The sequence below is a fragment of the Alistipes sp. D31t1_170403_E11 genome, from assembly GCF_015553985.1.
In the GTDB taxonomy this organism is placed as follows: Bacteria; Bacteroidota; Bacteroidia; order Bacteroidales; family Rikenellaceae; genus Alistipes; species Alistipes montrealensis.
Genome location: NZ_JADNHQ010000002.1, coordinates 35,679 through 53,201 on the forward strand (window position 1 = coordinate 35,679; position 17,523 = coordinate 53,201).

The following is a 17,523-nucleotide window of genomic DNA, read 5'->3' on the forward strand; positions in this document are numbered from 1 at the left end:
ACCGAGCCGACATTACGGACACAAATTTCGAAAAATCCGGGCCGCAAGCGTGCCGGCTTCTCCGTTTTTTTTCATATCTTTGATAGAAATGGCCGGACTTTATTTCCACATACCCTTCTGCAAGCGCGTATGCGCCTACTGCGACTTCTACAAGAGCGTCGACCTGCGCCGCATGGACGAACTCGTGGAGGCCATGCACCGCGAACTGGATGCACGGCGCGAATACACGGGCGGAGAGGCGGTCCGCACCCGCTACTTCGGCGGCGGCACGCCCTCGCTGTGCCGGGCGGAAACCATTGCGGGACTGCTCGATCATGCGGCAATGCTGTTCGATTGCTCCGCGGCGGAGGAGACCACGCTCGAAGCCAACCCCGACGACCTTACGCCCGCCTACCTCGCGGCGCTGCGCCGGGCGGGCATCGACCGCCTGTCGATCGGCGTCCAGTCGTTCGACGACGCCTGCCTGAAACTGATGAACCGCCGCCACACCGCAGCGCAGGCCGTCGAGGCCGTGCGCAATGCACAGCAGGAAGGTTTCGAAAATATCACCGTCGACCTGATTTTCGGCGTCCCGGGTTTCGGAGGCGACGCGCTGCGCCGCTCGCTCGACCGGACGCTCGGGCTGGGCGTACAGCATATTTCGGCATACCATTTGACCATCGAACCCGGTACGGCTTTCGGACGGCGGGCCGCCCGCGGAGAGTTCGCCCCGGTGGACGAGACAGTCAGCGAAGCGGAATACGCCTTCGTGCACGAAACGCTGACCGGGGCGGGATTCGAACACTACGAGGTTTCGAATTACGCCCTCCCGGGCTTCCGTGCCCGCCATAACGCCGCCTACTGGCACGGCCTAAAGTACCTCGGCATCGGGCCGGCAGCCCACTCGTTCGACGGCCGCGAACGCCACTGGAACACCGAATCGGTGGCGGAATATATCGCCGGAGCCCCCGCCGAAGCGGAAATACTCACCGACAGCGACCGTTTCAACGAGTATGTGATGACACGGCTGCGCACGGCGGAAGGCATCGACCCCGGAGAGGCGGAAAAACTGTTCGGGGCGGAACGTGCGGCACGAATGATGCGCGATGCGAAACCGTGGCTGGAAGCCGGCACACTTGTCGCCGCCAACGGACGGATAGCCGTTCCTCCGGAGCGGATGCTGGTCTCCGATGCGGTGATCGAAGCGTTTTTCGAAACGCAATAAAGCCCGCAACCAAGTGAAACTGAAATGTTAAGTTATTCTTAAATTTTTTTATAAATACTAAAACCCGATTGGTTAATATAAATATAAGTGTTACCTTTGTGGCCGAAAACCGTTTCTGTTCGTCACGAAAATTATAAATTAGCAAAAGTATATGAGCAACGCCAAACACTCCCCTGACCTGCTGTTCGAGGTAAGTTGGGAAGTATGTAACAAGGTCGGCGGCATACACACTGTCATCTCGACCAAAGCACAAACCGTAACCCGCAAATTCGCAGACCGCTATGTACTGCTGGGCCCCGACCTCTCGCACGAGGGCGTCAACCCGGAGTTCGAAGAGGACCCCAATCTGCTCAAGGCGTGGCGCCAAAGCCTTTACAACGAAGGCATCCGCGTGCGCGTAGGCCACTGGAAGATCAAGGGCGAGCCGACGGTGGTGCTGGTCGACTTCTCGTCGCTGATCCCCCGCAAGGACGAAATACTCAAAAACCTCTGGGAATCGTACCACGTAGACTCGATCTCGGGCCAGTGGGACTACGTCGAGCCGGTGCTCTTCGGCTGGGCCGCAGGCGTCGTGATCGCCTCCTATGTCGAGACTTTCGGGTCGCCGGCAGAGAAGGCCGCCGCGCATTTCCACGAGTGGATGACTGCTGCCGGCGGACTCTACCTGCGCAACCGCGCCCCCTACATCGCCACGGTGTTCACCACCCACGCCACGGTCATAGGCCGCTGCATCGCCGGCAACCGCCTGCCGCTCTATAACGACCTCACGAAATTCAACGCCGACGAACTGGCCCGCCAGTTCAACGTCACGGCCAAGCACTCGATCGAGAAGATGGCCGCCACGTATCACGACGCCTTCCTGACGGTGAGCGACATCACGGCCAACGAATGCAAATACCTGCTGGGCCGCGAGCCGGACGGCGTGACGCCCAACGGATTCGAAAACGACTTCGTCTGGACCGGCGACGAATACTACGCCAAGCGTGACGAAGCCCGCAAAGCGATGATCACGGTGGCCGAAGCCTGCCTGGGCGAGAAATTCGCGGGCGACCCGCTGATCGTCGGGACCAGCGGCCGCTACGAGTTCCGCAACAAGGGCATCGACGTTTTCATCGAATCGCTGAAAAAACTCGCCGCCTCGGACAAACTCCGCCGCGAGGTGCTGGCCTACATCACCGTACCGGCAGGCAACCGCGGCCCGCGCGTCGACCTGCAGGCGCACCTTTCGGACCCCTCGAACCCCATCGACGCAAACCAGTACAAATATTCGACCCACTACCTCGAAAACCCGGTCTGGGACCCGATCGTGAATGCGCTGAAGAACAGCAACCTCACCGCCCCCGGATCGAAAGTAAAGGTGATCTTCGTCCCCACGTACCTCAACCGGGCCGACGGCATCTTCGACAAGGATTACTACGAACTGCTCGTGGGCATGGACATTACGGTTTTCCCTTCGTATTACGAACCGTGGGGGTATACCCCGCTGGAATCGGTGGCGTTCTCGATCCCGACCGTTACCACGACGCTGGCCGGGTTCGGCATCTGGGTCGACAAGCAGCGCGAACATGCAGGCGTGGAGGTCATCCGCCGCGACGACTACAACGACAAGGAGGTCGAGGAGAAGATCGCCGAAGCGCTGCTGCGCTTCAGCCTGCTGGACGAAAAGCACGTCAACGAACAGTGCACCTCGGCGTATGAAATCTCGCTGACGGCGCTCTGGGAGCACCTTTTCGCCGCTTACGAACAAGCCTATTCCGAGGCGGTCGAGAGTTCGGTCGTCCGCACCAACCGCGCCGTGCTCGACGGCGGCGCCAAAACCGAGCAGATCAACTTCGTGCGCCAGCAGCTTTTCGTCGAGAAACCCAACTGGAGCCGCATGATGGTGGACAAGACGCTGCCCAAGCGGCTGCATGCCCTCGAAGAGCTGTCGCGCAACCTCTGGTGGTGCTGGAATCCCGGCGCCCGCGACCTGTTCGAAGGGATCGATCCCGTGCTGTGGGCCGAATCGGGGCGCAACCCGATCGCCTTCCTCGACAACATGAGCGTCGAGCGGATGAAAGAACTCGAAAAGGACACGAATTTCCTCGCACAGCTCGACGCCGTACACACGCAGTTCCGCGACTACATGAACGAGAAGCCCGACCCGAAGGCGACGACTATTTCGTATTTCTCGATGGAGTACGGCCTGCACTCATCGCTGAAAATCTACTCGGGAGGCCTGGGCATCCTGGCCGGCGACTACCTGAAGGAGGCTTCGGACAAGAACGTCCCGATGGCCGCCGTGGGCCTTCTGTACCGCTACGGCTATTTCACCCAGCGGCTCTCGGCGCAGGGAGCGCAGGAGGCCACCTACGAAGCGCAGAACTTCTATAAGCTGCCGATCTCGCCCGTACGCGACGAAGCCGGCAACTGGGTGACCATCACCATCGCCTACCCGGGCCGTACGCTCTCGGCGCACGTCTGGAAATGCCAGGTAGGCCGCACGGACCTCTACCTGCTCGACGCCGACATCGAGGACAACCTCGAGGAGGACCGCCAAATCACCCACTACCTCTACGGCGGCGACTGGGAAAACCGCCTCAAGCAGGAGATCCTGCTGGGCATCGGCGGCATCCGCGCACTGCGCAAACTGGGCATCAAACACGACGTGTTCCACTGCAACGAGGGCCACGCCGCATTCATCGGCGTCGAGCGCATCCGCGACCTGGTGAACCACCGCAAGCTCTCGTTCTCCGAAGCGCTGGAGGTGGTACGCAGTTCGTCGCTCTTTACAACGCACACTCCCGTGCCCGCAGGCCACGACGCATTCCCCGAGTCGATGATCCGCCAGTACATGTCGCACTATCCCGACGTGCTGGGCATCACCTGGGAGCAGTATATCAACCTCGGCAAGACCAACCCCAACGACCCCAACGAGAAATTCTCGATGTCGGTGCTGGCCTGCAACCTCTCGCAGGAGGTCAACGGCGTATCGTGGCTCCACGGCGAGGTTTCGAAGGAGATCCTGGGCAACATGTGGCCGGGGTACTTCAAGAACGAACTGCACATCGGCTACGTTACCAACGGCGTGCACTTCCCGACCTGGATCGCCTCGTCGCTGCGCCACCTCTACGCCCGCTATTTCGCCGACGGATTCGAAGGCCACGTCTACGACATTCCCGCCTGGCAGAAGGTGCACAACATTCCCGACGTGGAACTGTGGGAAGAGCGCATGAAGCTCAAAAACAAACTCATCAAGCACATACGCCGGCGTTACAGCGACCCCAAACAGGTACGCCTCGACTCGCCGCGCCAGATGCTGCAGGTCATCGAAGGCCTCAAGCCCGACGTGCTGACCATCGGCTTCGCGCGCCGCTTCGCCACCTACAAGCGCGCCTACCTGCTCTTCACGAACCTCGACCGCCTGGCGTCGATCGTCAACAACAAGGAGCGCCCCGTGCAGTTCATTTTCGCCGGCAAGGCACACCCCAACGACAAGCCGGGACAGGACCTGATCAAGCGCATCGTCGAAGTGGCCGCCATGCCGCAGTTCGTGGGTAAAATCCTCTTCCTGCAAAACTACGACATGGAGCTCGCCCGCCGCATGGTGCAGGGCGTCGACGTTTGGCTGAACACGCCCACACGCCCCCTCGAAGCTTCGGGAACCTCGGGCGAAAAGTGCGTGATGAACGGCGTATTGCAGTTCTCGGTACTCGACGGCTGGTGGGTCGAAGGCTACAAGGAAGGCGCCGGCTGGATGCTTCCGCTGGAACGCACCTTCTCCGACCAGCATTACCAGGACGAACTCGACGCCGAGATGATCTACAACACCATCGAGGAGCAGATCGCCCCGAAATATTATGCCCGCAATGCGGACAACATCCCCCACGAATGGGTGTCTTCGGTCAAGAAATGCGTGGCGGACATCGCCTCAAACTTCACGACCAACCGCATGCTGATCGACTACGAAGAACGCTTCTACGACAAACTCGCGGCTCGCAAACGCGAATTGTGCGCCGACGCCTACCGTACGGCGCGCGGGATCGCAGCCTGGAAACGGAAGGTTTCGGCCGCCTGGGACCAGGTGCGCATCGTCGACGTGCAGCGTGTGAAAATCGACAAGGAGGCCGTTTGCGTCGGTGAAACGTACCACTTCGCCGTGACGCTCGACATCGCCAACCTCCGGCCCGAGGACATCGGCGTGGAGATGGTCGTCGCCCGCCAGATCGTCGGCGGGGAGTCGGTCAACGTCACCCGCACGATCCAGTTGGAGCGCACGCAGGTCGACGGCAGCCAGGTGACCTACACGCTCAACTACATGCCCGACGAGGCCGGTATGTTCGACGTGGCACTGCGTATCTACCCCTCGAACCCGCTCCTGCCCCACCGCATGGATTTCGCGCTGGTGAAGTGGGCCTAATAAAAAAAGGTTAAAAAGGTATTAATTTCGGGTTATCAAGCAATAATTAGTTGTAACAGTCCGGGAATTTTAATACCTTTAATGGACGAACTGTATTTTAAAGCGATATGTCAGCACTTACTTTCGACAAAAGCGAATTGGGCAATCTGGAGTACTCGCTCCAGCGCGAAATGCTTGCAACGGACCGTATCGGCGGTTACATGAGCACGACCATCGTCTGCTGCAACACCCGCCGTTACCACGGCCTGATGGTGGCCCCGATCGACGACAGCGACCGGACTTATGTCCTGCTGTCGGCGCTCGACGAAACGATTATCCAGCACGACCAGACATTCAACCTGGCGCTGCACCGTTTCCAGGGAACCTACGAGCCGCGCGGCCACAAATATATCACCGATTTCGAGTACACGCCCACCCCCACGATCACCTACCGTGTGGGCGGCGTGATCCTCCGGAAGGAGATGCTGTGGATTCACAAGCGCACGCAACTGATGATCCGCTATACGCTCGTCGACGCGCATTCCGAAACGCGCCTGCGCCTGCGCCCCTTCCTCGCTTTTCGCGACAAACATGCCCTGACCCACGCCAACATGGAGGCCGACGGGCACTCCTACCCGGCGGTCAACGGCGTAAAGTGCCGCCTTTACAGGTCGTTCCCGTGGCTCTACATGCAGACCAGCAAACCTGGTGCGGAGTTCGTGCCGGCCCCCGACTGGTACTACAATTTCGAATACCTCCAGGACATCGCCCGGGGCTACGACGGCTACGAGGACCTGATGACCACGGGATACTTCGAAACCGAACTCAAGAAGGGCGAAAGCATCATCTTCTCGGCATCCCTCGACGAAATGGGTTCGACGAAAACCATCGAAGAGGTTTTCAAAGGCTCCATCGCGCGCCGCACGCACAAGATCGACTTCATCAGTTGCCTCGAGCACTCGGCGCGCCAGTTCCTGATCCGCCGTCCGGGCAACCGCACGGAAGTGGTCTCGGGCTACCCGTGGCACGGGGTTTCGGGCCGCCAGACCTTTGTGGCGCTGCCGGGAATCACCCTGGAGCAGGACCACAAGGAGGACTGCATCGACGCGCTCGACACGATGGTGCGCGACATGCAGGACGGCATGTTCGCCGGGAACACGTCGGCCGCAGTAGCCGCAGACGCTCCCTTATGGTTTTTCTGGACCCTCCAACGGCTCGAAGCGCACATCGGAGCGAAGGAAATCTGGAAACACTACGGAGAAGCCATGAAGCAGGTGCTCGAAGCCTATAAACGGGGCATTGCGGGCCGCGTCGTACTGAACGACAACGGACTCGTATGGGCCGCATCGGACGAAGTTCCCCTCACATGGATGAACTCGGTCGTCGGCGGACGGTCCGTCACCCCGCGCAACGGCTACCAGGTAGAGGTCAACGCCCTGTGGTACAATGCCGTCTGCTATACACTCCGGCTTGCCGGCGAGGCGGACGACAAAAAATTCGTCAAGGCGTGGGAAAAACTTCCCGAACGCACCGCGGCGTCGTTCAACGCGCTGTTCCCCCTGTCCGAAGGCTATCTGGCCGACTACGTGGGCTGCGGCGGCGCATCGACGGATATCCGCCCGAACATGATCATCGCCTGCGCGCTGCCTTACAAGATGCCCGACGAACAGATCCAACTGGAGGTGATCCGCACGGTGCGGCAGCACCTCCTGACACCGAAAGGACTGCGCACGCTCTCGCCCCGCAACCCGCTCTACAAGGGTTCGCAGGAGGGCACGCCTGCCGAACGCGATTTCGCAGGCAAAAACGGCTCGGTATGGCCTTGGCTGCTGTCGTTCTACGTCAGGGCCTGCTTCGATGTCAACGGCGACGCGTTCCTGCAGCAGGCTGAAGAAGCCCTGGCCGGATTCGACGAGGACATCCAGACCTACGGCATCGGTTCGATCGGCGAACTTTTCGACGCCGATCCCCCGTTCGCACCGCGCGGAGCCATTTCACAGGCCTGGAGCGTTGCGGCCCTGCTGGACATTCACGGCATGATCCTGGCGCACAAGCCGGAAGAGAAGACCGAAAAGTCGGAAAAACTTTCGAAAACAGCGCATCCGAAGACTGCAAAGGCCCCAAAAAGCGTTCCTATAAAGATAGGGGCAAAAGAACCCGCCGCAAAAGCGGCGAAAACGCCCCGGAGCGAAGAAAAAACCACAAAAAAGACGGTAAAGAAAACGACAGCGAAGAAAGGGACAGAAAAGAAGAAATAACAACGACAGCCCGGGCGCACAATGTGAAGAGGAATTGTGCCGGATGGCGAATCCCTTTCCAGGGAGGGGATTCGGAGAGAAGTCAGAGTCGGAAGCACGGCCCAAAGCCGCAGACATCCGACCGCCGATAGCGCAAAGGCCGCCGAAAATATAAATTTACAAAAAGGATAAGGTATGAGAGTTTTAATGTTCGGATGGGAGTTTCCGCCCCACATTGCGGGCGGATTGGGAACGGCCTGCTACGGAATGACCCGCGGACTGGCGCGCAACGGTGTCGACGTAACCTTCATTGTCCCGCACGCGTACGGCGACGAGGACCAGCGTTTCACGCACGTAGTGAACGCCAGCGAGGTGGAGGCCATGTACGGCTCGACGGGCAGCGGCGCGGACGATATTCTGGAAAAGATGTCCTTCATCCACATCGACTCGAACATGGTCCCCTATATCTCTCCCGAGGAGTACGAAACCTACCACGAGCAATACGTCAAATCGGGGCGTAAAACCTGGTCAACGACCGACGCCTGGAAACAGCGTTACACCTTCTCGGGCAAGTACGGCGCCAACCTCATGGAGGAGGTGGCCCGTTATGCGGTGGTCGCCGCGCAGGTAGCCAAGGACCTCGAAGGACAATTCGACGTGATCCATGCCCACGACTGGCTTACTTATTATGCCGGGATCGCCGCAAAACGCGTTTCCGGGAAACCGCTGGTGGTGCACATGCACGCCACGGAATACGACCGCAGCGGCGAGAACGTCAACTCGCAGGTTTACGCCATCGAGCGGGCCGGCATGCACGCCGCCGACCGCGTGATCGCCGTTTCGAACCTCACGCGCAATATCGTCATCAACCGCTACGGCGTTCCGGCCGAACGGGTCGTCACGGTGCACAACGCCGTGCGGTTCGCCCAGAACTGCGGCAAGACGCCCGAGCGGGGCGTCGACGACAAGATCGTTACGTTCCTGGGCCGTATCACCTACCAGAAAGGCCCCGACTACTTCGTCGAAGCGGCCGCCAAGGTCCTCAAGCGGGTTCCCAACGTACGCTTCGTGATGGCCGGTTCGGGCGATATGATGAACCACGTCATCCGCCGCGTGGCAAGGCTGGGCATCGCCGACCGTTTCCACTTCACGGGATTCCTCCGCGGCGAGGACGTACACAAGATGTTCCAACTGTCGGATGTCTACGTGATGCCCTCGGTCTCGGAACCCTTCGGCATCTCGCCGCTGGAAGCGATGCGTTCGAACGTGCCGGTGATCATCTCCAAGCAGAGCGGCGTGGCCGAGGTGCTGGATTACGCCGTGAAGGTCGACTACTGGGACGTAGACGCCCTGGCCGACGCTATTTACGGGCTGATCAAATACCCGGCCCTGTCGGACATGTTCGCCTCGAAAGGCCTCGAGGAGGTGACCAACCTCAAGTGGAACGACGCCGCGGCGAAGATCAAATCGGTTTACGAAGCCGTGATCGAAGAGAATAAAAAACAATTAAAATAGCAACCCGCATGAAAACCGTCTGTCTTTATTTTCAGGTGCACCAGCCCTGGCGTCTGAAGAAATACCGCTTCTTCAACATGGGCAAGGACCACAACTACCTGGATGACCTCATGAACCGTTCGATCATGCAGAAGGTCGCCCGCCAGTGCTACCTGCCGATGAACGCCCTGCTGCTCAAACTCATCAAGGAGAACAAAGGCAAGTTCCGCTGCTCGTTCTCGATCACGGGCATCGCCATCGAACAGTTCCGCGCCTTCGCCCCCGAGGTCCTCGATTCGTTCAAGGAGCTGGCTGCGACGGGTTGCGTGGAGTTCCTCGCCGAAACCTACTCCCATTCGCTGGCCTCGCTGGCTTCGAAGGAGGATTTTACGGAGCAAGTCAAGTTGCACACGAACCTTATCAAAAAGGAATTCGGGCTGAAACCCACGGCATTCCGCAACACGGAGCTGATCTATTCGGACGAGATCGGCGAGATGGTGGCCGGCATGGGCTTCCGCACGATGCTGGCCGAAGGCGCCAAGCACGTACTGGGCTGGAAATCGCCCAACTACGTCTATGCCAACGCCATCGACCAGAAACTGCGCCTGTTGCTGCGCAACTACAAGCTCTCGGACGACATCGCCTTCCGCTTCTCCAACAAGAACTGGGACGAATGGCCCCTGACGGCGGAGAAATACGTGCAGTGGCTCGCCTCGGACGAGACGCCGGGCGAAGTCATCAACCTGTTTATGGACTACGAGACCTTCGGCGAGCATCAGACCGCCGACACGGGCATCTTCGAATTCATGCGCGCGCTGCCCAAAGCGATCCTCGCCAAGAAGAACGGCCTGGAGTTCGCCACGGTGACCGAAGCCGCGAAGAAATACCAACCCGTCGCCGTGCTCCACTGCCCGCACGTGATGTCGTGGGCCGACGAGGAGCGCGACGTGACGGCATGGCTGGGCAACGAACTGCAGAACGAGGCGTTCTCGAAACTCTACGCCCAGAAAGAGAAGGTCTCGGCGCTGAAAAACCCCGATTTCGACTACGTATGGAGTTTCATGCAGACCTCCGACCATTTCTACTACATGGCTACCAAATGGCTGTCGGACGGCGACGTACACTCCTATTTCAATCCCTACGACTCGGCTTACGACGCCTTCATCAACTACATGAACGTCCTTTCGGATTTCATCATCGAACTGGACAAGGCCGTGGCGGAAAAGGCGGCTAAAAAGCGGGCCTGAGCGCCTTGGGAACGATCAGAAACGGGTTTCTTCGGAAGCCCGTTTTTTTTATTCGCAAAACGGAGCAAAGGATGTACAGCGTATGTTTTATTTGCTTACATTTGGCGCATTGAAAATACACATGCATGAATAGCGTCTTCATCCTGCTGAACAGCCTCAACGACTGGAAACCCTACTGCGAAACCGACTCGCTGATGACCGCCACCGACTACCTCGAACACCGTTACGGAGAGCGGACTCCCAAACTGGTCATCAACCTGAGCGACGAATACGGCTACAACTCCGAGGGTTACTATTGCTCGCTGCTGGCCCAGGCCCGCGGACACCGCGTACTGCCGGGGGTCGAAACCCTCAACAAACTCGAATCGGGCGCAGGAATACGCATGAACCGCAACCTCCAGCAGCTCTGCCATCAATGGATCGAGCGCAACCGCATCACCGACGAAATCTGGCAGTTGAACATCTACTTCGGGACCTGCCGCGAGAAGGGGCTGGAGAAGATCGCCCGCTTCATCTTCGACCACTATCCCTGCCCGATCCTGCGCGTGACGATGAACAACCATGCGCGCAACCAGATCGAATCGGTGCAGGCCCTTTCGCTGCACCGGCTTTCGGAGAGCGAGCAGGACGACTTCGCAAATGCGCTCGACTGCTTCAACAAGAAGGTGTGGCGCTCGCCACGCTCGGCAAAGCCCGCACGTTACAACCTCGCCATCCTCTACGATCCCGACGAGAAATTCCCGCCCAGCGACAAGGACGCCCTCAACAAGTTCCTCGAAGTGGCCCGGAAGATGAACATCCACGCCGAACTGATCACCGAAGAGGAAGCCACGCGGCTGATGGAGTTCGACGCGCTGTTCATCCGCACCACCACGTCGCTCAACCACTACACCTACCGCCTCGCACAGCGGGCCGCGATGAACGACATCGCTGTGATCGACGATCCCGAGTCGATCATCCGCTGCACGAACAAGGTCTACCTGAGCGAGCTTTTCGAAAAGGCCCGCATCCCGGCCCCGGCCTCGCAACTGCTGTTCCGCAGCAACGAATACACCTACGAAGAGATCAGCGAACGGCTCGGCTCGCCCTTTATCCTCAAGATTCCCGACGGATCGTTCTCGGTAGGGATGCACAAGGTCTCGAACGCCGGAGAACTGCGCGCGGCGCTCGACGAAATGTTCGCCCACTCGGCCGTGCTGCTGGCCCAGGAGTTCATTCCCACGGAATTCGACTGGCGGATCGGCCTCCTGGACGGCGAGCCGCTCTTCGCCTGCAAGTATTTCATGGCCAAAGGCCACTGGCAGATTTACAACCACGCCCACGACGACACGGGACGCAACCTGTGCGGCGCCTGGGAGACCGTGCCCATCTACAAAGCCCCGCAGAAGGTGCTCGACACGGCCGTCAAAGCCGCGGCGCTGATCGGCAAGGGACTCTACGGCGTAGACCTGAAACTCATCAACGGCAAGGCCGTGGTGATCGAGATCAACGACAATCCGTCGATCGATCACGAAGTGGAGGACGCCGTACTGGGCGACGAGCTCTATTACCGCATCCTCAACCACTTCATCCACTGCCTCAACCGCCTGCACGCACAATGACGCCCACAGTCGAAATACGCCCGGCGGCCGCCGGGGACCTCGATGCCGTGGAGGCCGTCGAACGGCGCTGCTTTCCCGCAGAGGAGGCCTTCTCGCGGCGGCAACTGCGCTACCTGCTCACGCAGGCGCAGGGGGCGAATTACGTGGCCTGCCTCAACGGCGCGGTCGTCGGTTACATTTCGCTGTTGGCGCGGCGCACGGCGGGCAACCTGCGCATCTACTCCGTGGCGGTAGACCCTGCGGCTCGCGGCTGCGGAGCCGGGCAGGCACTGATAGACGCGGCGATTGCGCTGGCCCGGCAGCTCGGGCTGCGTGAAGTGACGCTCGAAGTGCGCACCGACAACGACGCGGCCATACGGCTCTACACCCGCAGCGGATTCCGGCCCGGGAAACTGTTGCGCGATTATTACCACGACGGCGCCGACGCCCGGCGCATGGCGCTCAGCCTTTCGCCCGGCCGCTGAGAATCGCCTCCTTGTTCGTCTCGGCCCACTCCACCAACCCGAAGATGTGGGGCAACAGGCTCCGGCCCCGCTCCGTCAGCCTATACTCCACGCGCGGCGGAACCTCGGCATAGACCTCGCGGCTGACCATTCCGTCGGTTTCGAGCATCCGCAGCGTGACGGTCAGCATCCGGTGCGAAATGTCGCCCAGCGTGCGGTGAATCTCGCTGAAACGCATCACCCCGTTGGCATTGAGCGTCAGCAATACCAGCATCGACCACTTGTCCCCCAGGCGGCTCAGTATGTCCCGGATCGGACAACATCCCGTAGGCGTAAAATTTTCCAAACTTTTTTCCGTTTCCATTCCTTTGATTTCCAACAACGGTTACTTTTTCGTAACCTACTCATTTTTACGTGCGTACTTGTTTGAACGCACGGTTTATCGTATATTTGTTCACAAACGTAATAAACTTACTTAAAATAACTGTCGTTTCATTCAAAAAATTGTGACTATGGCAAAGCGAGCAGCCGTCGTGGCCGTGAATCCCGTGAACGGGATGGGCCTGTTCCAGTATCTGGAAACATTTTTCGAAAACAAAATTCCCTACACCCTCTTCGCAGTGGCCGACAGCCGCGAAATCCGCACCAATTCGGGCGTCGGCCTGACCGCCGACGATGTCATCGCCAACCTCAAAGGCCATGAAGACGAGTACGACGCCCTCGTATTCGCCTGCGGCGACGCCGTGCCGGTCTTCGCACAGCATGCCGGCGAACCCTGGAACAAGGACCTGATGGAGGTGCTGAAAACCTTCGGCGAAAAGGGAAAGCTGATGATCGGCCACTGTGCCGCAGGAATGATGTTCGGATTCGCGGGCGTCGCCGCAGGGCGGCGGGTCGCCGTGCATCCGCTGGCCAAAGCCGCCGTGACGGGTCCCGTCGCAACGGACGCCGCCTATGAAACCGACGGCAACTTCTTCACCGCGCAGGAGGAACACGCCATTCCGGAGATGCTCCCGAAAGTGGTCGAAGCGTTGAAATAACCGCCTGAAAAAGCCCCTCTTCCGGAGGGGCTTTTCGTTATCGCCGGACGGCGTAGTCGTAGACGAGCCGCGAGATGCGGGCGATGACGGCGGCGTTGGTCCGGTCGTCCTCGCGGGAATCCATGACGAAGACCGCTATCGAATAGCTGCGCCCGTCGGGCAGGCGGACAATGCCGATATCGTTGTCGGCGACCATCACGCCCTGCGCATCGCGGAAAGCGCTGCCCGTTTTATGAGCTACGGCGACATCCGCAGGCAGCAGTCCCCGGAGTTTATCGGGACCGGTCGTCGTGCCGAACATCGTCTCCAGCAGAAAGTCCCCGTATTCGGCGGAGAGCAGTTCGCCGCGGCGGAAGCGCTCGAGCAGCCGCACGGCGGCCAGCGGCGTGGTCCAGTTGAGATACTGGTTATCCGGACGGCGGTGCATCATCTCCTCGTCGGCAACGATCGCCGTACGGCCGACGCCCAGCCGGGCGACATAGCGGTTTACGGTCTCAGGTCCGCCCAGGAACCGGAAAAGCAGGTCGCAGACGTTGTTGTCGCTCTGTGCAACGCTGTAATCCAGCAGTTCCGCCGCCGTGAGTTCATAACCGCCTTCGGGGCGGGCATCACGCAGCGGCGACCAAGTATCGGAAAGCAGGTCGGAGCGCAGGACCGGGATGCGCGTCGTCAACGGAAGGCCGGCGCGGTCGAGGCTGTCGAGCAGGGCCAGCGCCTGGTGGAATTTATAGACGCTCATCGTGGGATAACGGTGCGCATTGTTCATCACGAGCGTGTCGCCTTCGCCGAACACCACGGCGACGCCCACCGTCGCGCGGACGCTGTCAGCCACAACGCGGATGTCGCGTTCGAGCGCTCCCGTACGGGACGAAAGGGGCATAGCCGCCAGGAGACAGCAGCAGAGGAGCAAAAACCGTCTCATCGCCGTCAGCCTTTGCGCTTGTAACGCGAGGGGGAAGTTCCGGTGTGCTGCTTGAAATACTTGCCGAAGAAAGACTGCGTCGAAAAATTGAGGTGGTAGGCGATCTCCTGAATGCTCATGCCCGAATATTTCAGCAGGGCTTTAGCTTCGAGGATCACCGATTCGTCGATCCACCGCGCAGCGGTCTTGCCGCTCACCTCCTTGACGACGGACGAAAGGTATTTGGGCGTGATATTGAGCTGCTTGGCATAGAAGCTCACGTTGCGTTCCTTTTTGTTGTACTGTTGCAGCAGCGACATGAACTCGTCGAAAAGCACCTCGCAGCGGCCCTGCTTCATTTCGCCGGGCTGCTCGCGCTGGTTGATCTCGGTGATGATGTAGAACGCCGTCGTAAAGAGCGTGCGGATGATCTCGTGGCGGTAACGCTCCTTGTCGCTGCGCAGCATGGTTTTGATCAACTGGAACAGTTGCCGGATTTCGTCCACGTCCTGCGGCGTCACCTCCAGCACCGGGGCTTTGCCGAAGCGCATGTAGACCGGCAGCGAGGTCGAAAGGTCGATCTGTATCTCATTGACGAACGACTTGGAGAAGGCGAGGAAATAGGCCGCCGCGTTGGACGAACACTTCACCGTGCGGATGATCGAATCGGGATTGAAAAAGACGAGGGTGTTGGGTTTGACGTTGTAATTCTCCATGTCGATCGACACGGTAGCCTCGCCCGTCATCATGACAATGGCCGAAAAGCCGTCGATCGTCGCCGGATAATCGGCCGTAGTGTTGTTCTGCGCCGAAAGCGCCGCGATTACCAGATCGTCCGAGAGGTAAAAGACATCGCTCATCTCCTTCTTGATGCGGGAGATGGAGACTTTGCGCAGGCTTTCGCGTCCTTCGCCACGCGTCGCTTTGCCGTTATCCGCCATATCGTCGTAGTTTTTCCGACAAAAGTAACAATTACCGCTTAAAATCGCAAGCGCGGGAGATAAAAAACTTATCCCTGCTGCCGGGCGCACATCACGCGCAGGCCGCCGGCGAGACACTCGATATGCAACGGGAATTCGGCGCCCTTCTGTCCGTCGACATCCGTCGGCTCGTTGACCGACGAGCGGATGTCGATCGTCCGCACCTGCAGGTGGCGCACGATTTTCGGACTGCCGCCCGCCAGGTAACGGCACATGGCCAGCGTCGAGCGGAAGAAGTTTTTCTTCTCCAACAGCAGGCAGTCGAACAGTCCGTCGCGTATCGACGAACGCCGCGCCAGGTGGAACCCGCCTGCGGTCTCGCCGTTGAAAATCAACACCATCAGCGACCGCAGATCGAACCGTTCGCCGTCGGCGACAATCTCCAGCGGCACGGCGTGCATCGAACGGAACTCCTTGATTCCTTCGATGATATAGGCCAATTTACCGATCCGGTGTTTGCGTTTGTCGGGCGTATGCTGGGACGTGGTGGTGAAGATGCCGAACGAAAAGATATTGACGAAATAGAGCCCGTTCACCCGGCCTACGTCGACCCGGTCCACGGCCCCCGAGGCGATCTGCCGCGCCGCTTCGAGCGGTTCGCACGACATGCCGATCGCGCGGGCGAAATCGTTGGCCGTACCGGCGGGAATCACCCCGAGCGGAATGTCCAGCCCCTTGCGTTTCATGGCGTTGACCACGTAGTTGACCGTGCCGTCGCCGCCTGCGACGACCATCAGCCCGATCGTCTCGTTTCCGTCGAACGGATTGACCGTGAAATCGATCGGCTGCGGCGTGATTTCGTATCCGTAAGCCTGGAAAATCGTACTGATGCACCCGACATTGCGGGCGATCTTTCCTTTGCCCGACCCGGGATTGTAGAGAAATACCGCTGTTTTCATGATCTCATTATTTCATAACCAGCACTTCCATCGCCGGCGAAACATACTCTTCGTATTCGTCCTCCCCGGCCCCGGCCAGGATAAAGTAAGCCTTCACGCCCGGCATCCGGCCGACAGCCGCCAGCGCATCGTCGGCGCCCATCGCCAGGAACATCGTCCCCATGGCGTCGGCCTCGGCGCAGGTCGGGGCAACGACGGTCACCGACAGCAGGCGCGAAAGGGCGCTGCGGCCCGTACGCGGGTCGATGGTATGAGCGACCTTGTTGCCCTCCTTGTCGAGGTAGAAACGACGATAGTTACCCGAGGTGGCCATTCCTCCGCCGGTCATCTGAATCCGTTTCTGAAGGTATTCGCCGTTCGACATATTGCCGTCGAAGGGCGTTTCGACGCCGATACGCCACGCCTGCCCCTGACGGTTGACGCCCCGGCAGCGGACCTCGCCGCCGATATCGACGATATAGTTTTCGGCGCCGTATTTCTCGACCAGCGCCGCCAGCAAGTCGACCGTATAACCTTTGGCCACGGAGTTGAAATCGAGCTGCACGCGCGGGTCGTCCTTGACCAGCCGTCCGCCCGCGACGCGCACTTTTTCACGCCCCACGAACTCGAGGATCGAATCGATGTTCGGATGTTCGGTGCGTTCCTTCCCGGCGAAGCCCCACGCCTCGACCAGCGGTTTGACGGTCACGTCGTAGCGTCCGTCGCTCAGGGCCCCAATGCTGTCGGCCAGGTGCAGGTTAAAGGCGATATGCCGGTCGACGGTGTCGGTTTCGTTGCGGTTCAGGCGGCTCAGCAGCGACATCGGATCGTAGATCGACATCGACGCCTTGGCCTCGCGGTCCAGCTCCATGACGGCCGCATAAAGCTCCTGCGACGAGACGCCCTTGACATCGGCCACCACATGCAGCGTCGTGCCGAGCATCACCCCGTCGACAACGGTGAAATCCGGCCGGCCCGCGCAGCCGCACAGCACCGCTGCGACAAACGCGGCAAAAGCCCAGCGCATACCCGTTTTCTCCATAATTTTCACTTGTTTAGCGGCAAAAATACGATTTTCCCTGTTAACTTGTCGTTTTTCGGCCTCCAAAGGTAAATAATT

At 59.7% G+C, this 17,523-nt stretch carries 13 protein-coding genes; 8 read left to right on the plus strand and 5 right to left on the minus strand.

Annotated elements, in window-relative coordinates; translation table 11 throughout:
* Nucleotides 1–88: 88 nt before the first annotated feature.
* The 7 genes from hemW to rimI all read left to right on the plus strand — a co-directional run bounded on the left by hemW (nt 89) and on the right by rimI (nt 12,625).
* On the plus strand, nt 89–1,204 hold the full coding sequence (gene hemW / locus I2E69_RS03645) for a radical SAM family heme chaperone HemW (RefSeq protein WP_195458808.1): 1,116 nt from the start codon (nt 89–91) through the stop codon (nt 1,202–1,204).
* A 151-nt stretch (nt 1,205–1,355) separates the two neighbouring features.
* Complete coding sequence (glgP, locus tag I2E69_RS03650; RefSeq protein WP_195458810.1) at nt 1,356–5,603, plus strand: alpha-glucan family phosphorylase; 4,248 nt, start codon at nt 1,356–1,358, stop codon at nt 5,601–5,603.
* Nucleotides 5,604–5,710: 107 nt separating this feature from the next.
* The gene (locus I2E69_RS03655) at nt 5,711–7,840 is read left to right on the plus strand and encodes a glycogen debranching enzyme N-terminal domain-containing protein (RefSeq protein ID WP_195458811.1); all 2,130 of its coding nucleotides are present in this window, start codon (nt 5,711–5,713) and stop codon (nt 7,838–7,840) included.
* 174 nt (nt 7,841–8,014) lie between these two features.
* Nucleotides 8,015–9,334, plus strand: a complete 1,320-nt coding sequence (locus I2E69_RS03660) for a glycosyltransferase family 4 protein (RefSeq protein WP_317191084.1) — start codon at nt 8,015–8,017, stop codon at nt 9,332–9,334.
* Nucleotides 9,335–9,342: 8 nt separating this feature from the next.
* Nucleotides 9,343–10,560 carry a glycoside hydrolase family 57 protein gene (locus I2E69_RS03665; RefSeq protein WP_195458812.1) on the plus strand — a complete coding sequence of 406 codons (1,218 nt, stop codon included), beginning with the start codon at nt 9,343–9,345 and terminating at the stop codon, nt 10,558–10,560.
* 125 nt (nt 10,561–10,685) lie between these two features.
* Nucleotides 10,686–12,161 (plus strand): RimK family protein, encoded by a 1,476-nt coding sequence (locus tag I2E69_RS03670; protein ID WP_195458813.1) that lies wholly within the window; start codon nt 10,686–10,688, stop codon nt 12,159–12,161.
* Nucleotides 12,158–12,625, plus strand: a complete 468-nt coding sequence (gene rimI, locus I2E69_RS03675; RefSeq protein ID WP_195458814.1) for a ribosomal protein S18-alanine N-acetyltransferase — start codon at nt 12,158–12,160, stop codon at nt 12,623–12,625. Before I2E69_RS03670 ends, rimI begins: the two co-directional genes overlap by 4 nt.
* Here rimI and I2E69_RS03680 read toward each other — a convergent pair.
* Nucleotides 12,603–12,950, minus strand: coding sequence for a winged helix-turn-helix transcriptional regulator (locus tag I2E69_RS03680; RefSeq protein ID WP_195458815.1), 348 nt, complete (start codon nt 12,948–12,950; stop codon nt 12,603–12,605). The two genes, rimI and I2E69_RS03680, sit on opposite strands and share 23 nt — an antisense overlap.
* 166 nt (nt 12,951–13,116) lie before the next feature.
* Between I2E69_RS03680 and I2E69_RS03685 the strand changes: the two genes are divergently transcribed.
* Nucleotides 13,117–13,644: a DJ-1/PfpI family protein gene (locus I2E69_RS03685; protein ID WP_195458816.1), complete on the plus strand. Its 528-nt coding sequence runs from the start codon at nt 13,117–13,119 to the stop codon at nt 13,642–13,644.
* 37 nt (nt 13,645–13,681) lie between these two features.
* On the opposite strand, the gene bla is transcribed toward I2E69_RS03685, so the two are convergent.
* The 4 genes from bla to I2E69_RS03705 form a co-directional block, all read right to left on the minus strand.
* A complete protein-coding gene (gene bla / locus I2E69_RS03690) occupies nt 13,682–14,566 on the minus strand; it encodes a class A beta-lactamase, subclass A2 (protein WP_195458817.1) in 885 nt (294 codons plus the stop codon).
* Nucleotides 14,567–14,571: 5 nt separating this feature from the next.
* The gene (locus I2E69_RS03695) at nt 14,572–15,486 is read right to left on the minus strand and encodes an AraC family transcriptional regulator (protein WP_195458818.1); all 915 of its coding nucleotides are present in this window, start codon (nt 15,484–15,486) and stop codon (nt 14,572–14,574) included.
* 68 nt (nt 15,487–15,554) lie between these two features.
* Complete coding sequence (locus I2E69_RS03700; protein ID WP_195458819.1) at nt 15,555–16,424, minus strand: diacylglycerol/lipid kinase family protein; 870 nt, start codon at nt 16,422–16,424, stop codon at nt 15,555–15,557.
* Nucleotides 16,425–16,431: 7 nt separating this feature from the next.
* Nucleotides 16,432–17,445, minus strand: coding sequence for an FAD:protein FMN transferase (locus I2E69_RS03705; RefSeq protein ID WP_195458821.1), 1,014 nt, complete (start codon nt 17,443–17,445; stop codon nt 16,432–16,434).
* Between the last annotated feature and the right edge of the window lie 78 nt (nt 17,446–17,523).

Bases quoted from the DNA above. Each gene is read 5' to 3' on its own strand.
- I2E69_RS03700 (WP_195458819.1), bottom strand. From the start codon at position 16,424: ATGAAAACAGCGGTATTTCTCTACAATCCCGGGTCGGGCAAAGGAAAG.
- I2E69_RS03670 (WP_195458813.1), top strand. From the start codon at position 10,686: ATGAATAGCGTCTTCATCCTGCTGAACAGCCTCAACGACTGGAAACCC.
- I2E69_RS03695 (WP_195458818.1), bottom strand. From the start codon at position 15,486: ATGGCGGATAACGGCAAAGCGACGCGTGGCGAAGGACGCGAAAGCCTG.
- I2E69_RS03705 (WP_195458821.1), bottom strand. From the start codon at position 17,445: ATGGAGAAAACGGGTATGCGCTGGGCTTTTGCCGCGTTTGTCGCAGCG.
- I2E69_RS03660 (WP_317191084.1), top strand. From the start codon at position 8,015: ATGAGAGTTTTAATGTTCGGATGGGAGTTTCCGCCCCACATTGCGGGC.
- glgP (WP_195458810.1), top strand. From the start codon at position 1,356: ATGAGCAACGCCAAACACTCCCCTGACCTGCTGTTCGAGGTAAGTTGG.
- I2E69_RS03655 (WP_195458811.1), top strand. From the start codon at position 5,711: ATGTCAGCACTTACTTTCGACAAAAGCGAATTGGGCAATCTGGAGTAC.
- hemW (WP_195458808.1), top strand. From the start codon at position 89: ATGGCCGGACTTTATTTCCACATACCCTTCTGCAAGCGCGTATGCGCC.
- I2E69_RS03665 (WP_195458812.1), top strand. From the start codon at position 9,343: ATGAAAACCGTCTGTCTTTATTTTCAGGTGCACCAGCCCTGGCGTCTG.
- I2E69_RS03685 (WP_195458816.1), top strand. From the start codon at position 13,117: ATGGCAAAGCGAGCAGCCGTCGTGGCCGTGAATCCCGTGAACGGGATG.
- bla (WP_195458817.1), bottom strand. From the start codon at position 14,566: ATGAGACGGTTTTTGCTCCTCTGCTGCTGTCTCCTGGCGGCTATGCCC.
- rimI (WP_195458814.1), top strand. From the start codon at position 12,158: ATGACGCCCACAGTCGAAATACGCCCGGCGGCCGCCGGGGACCTCGAT.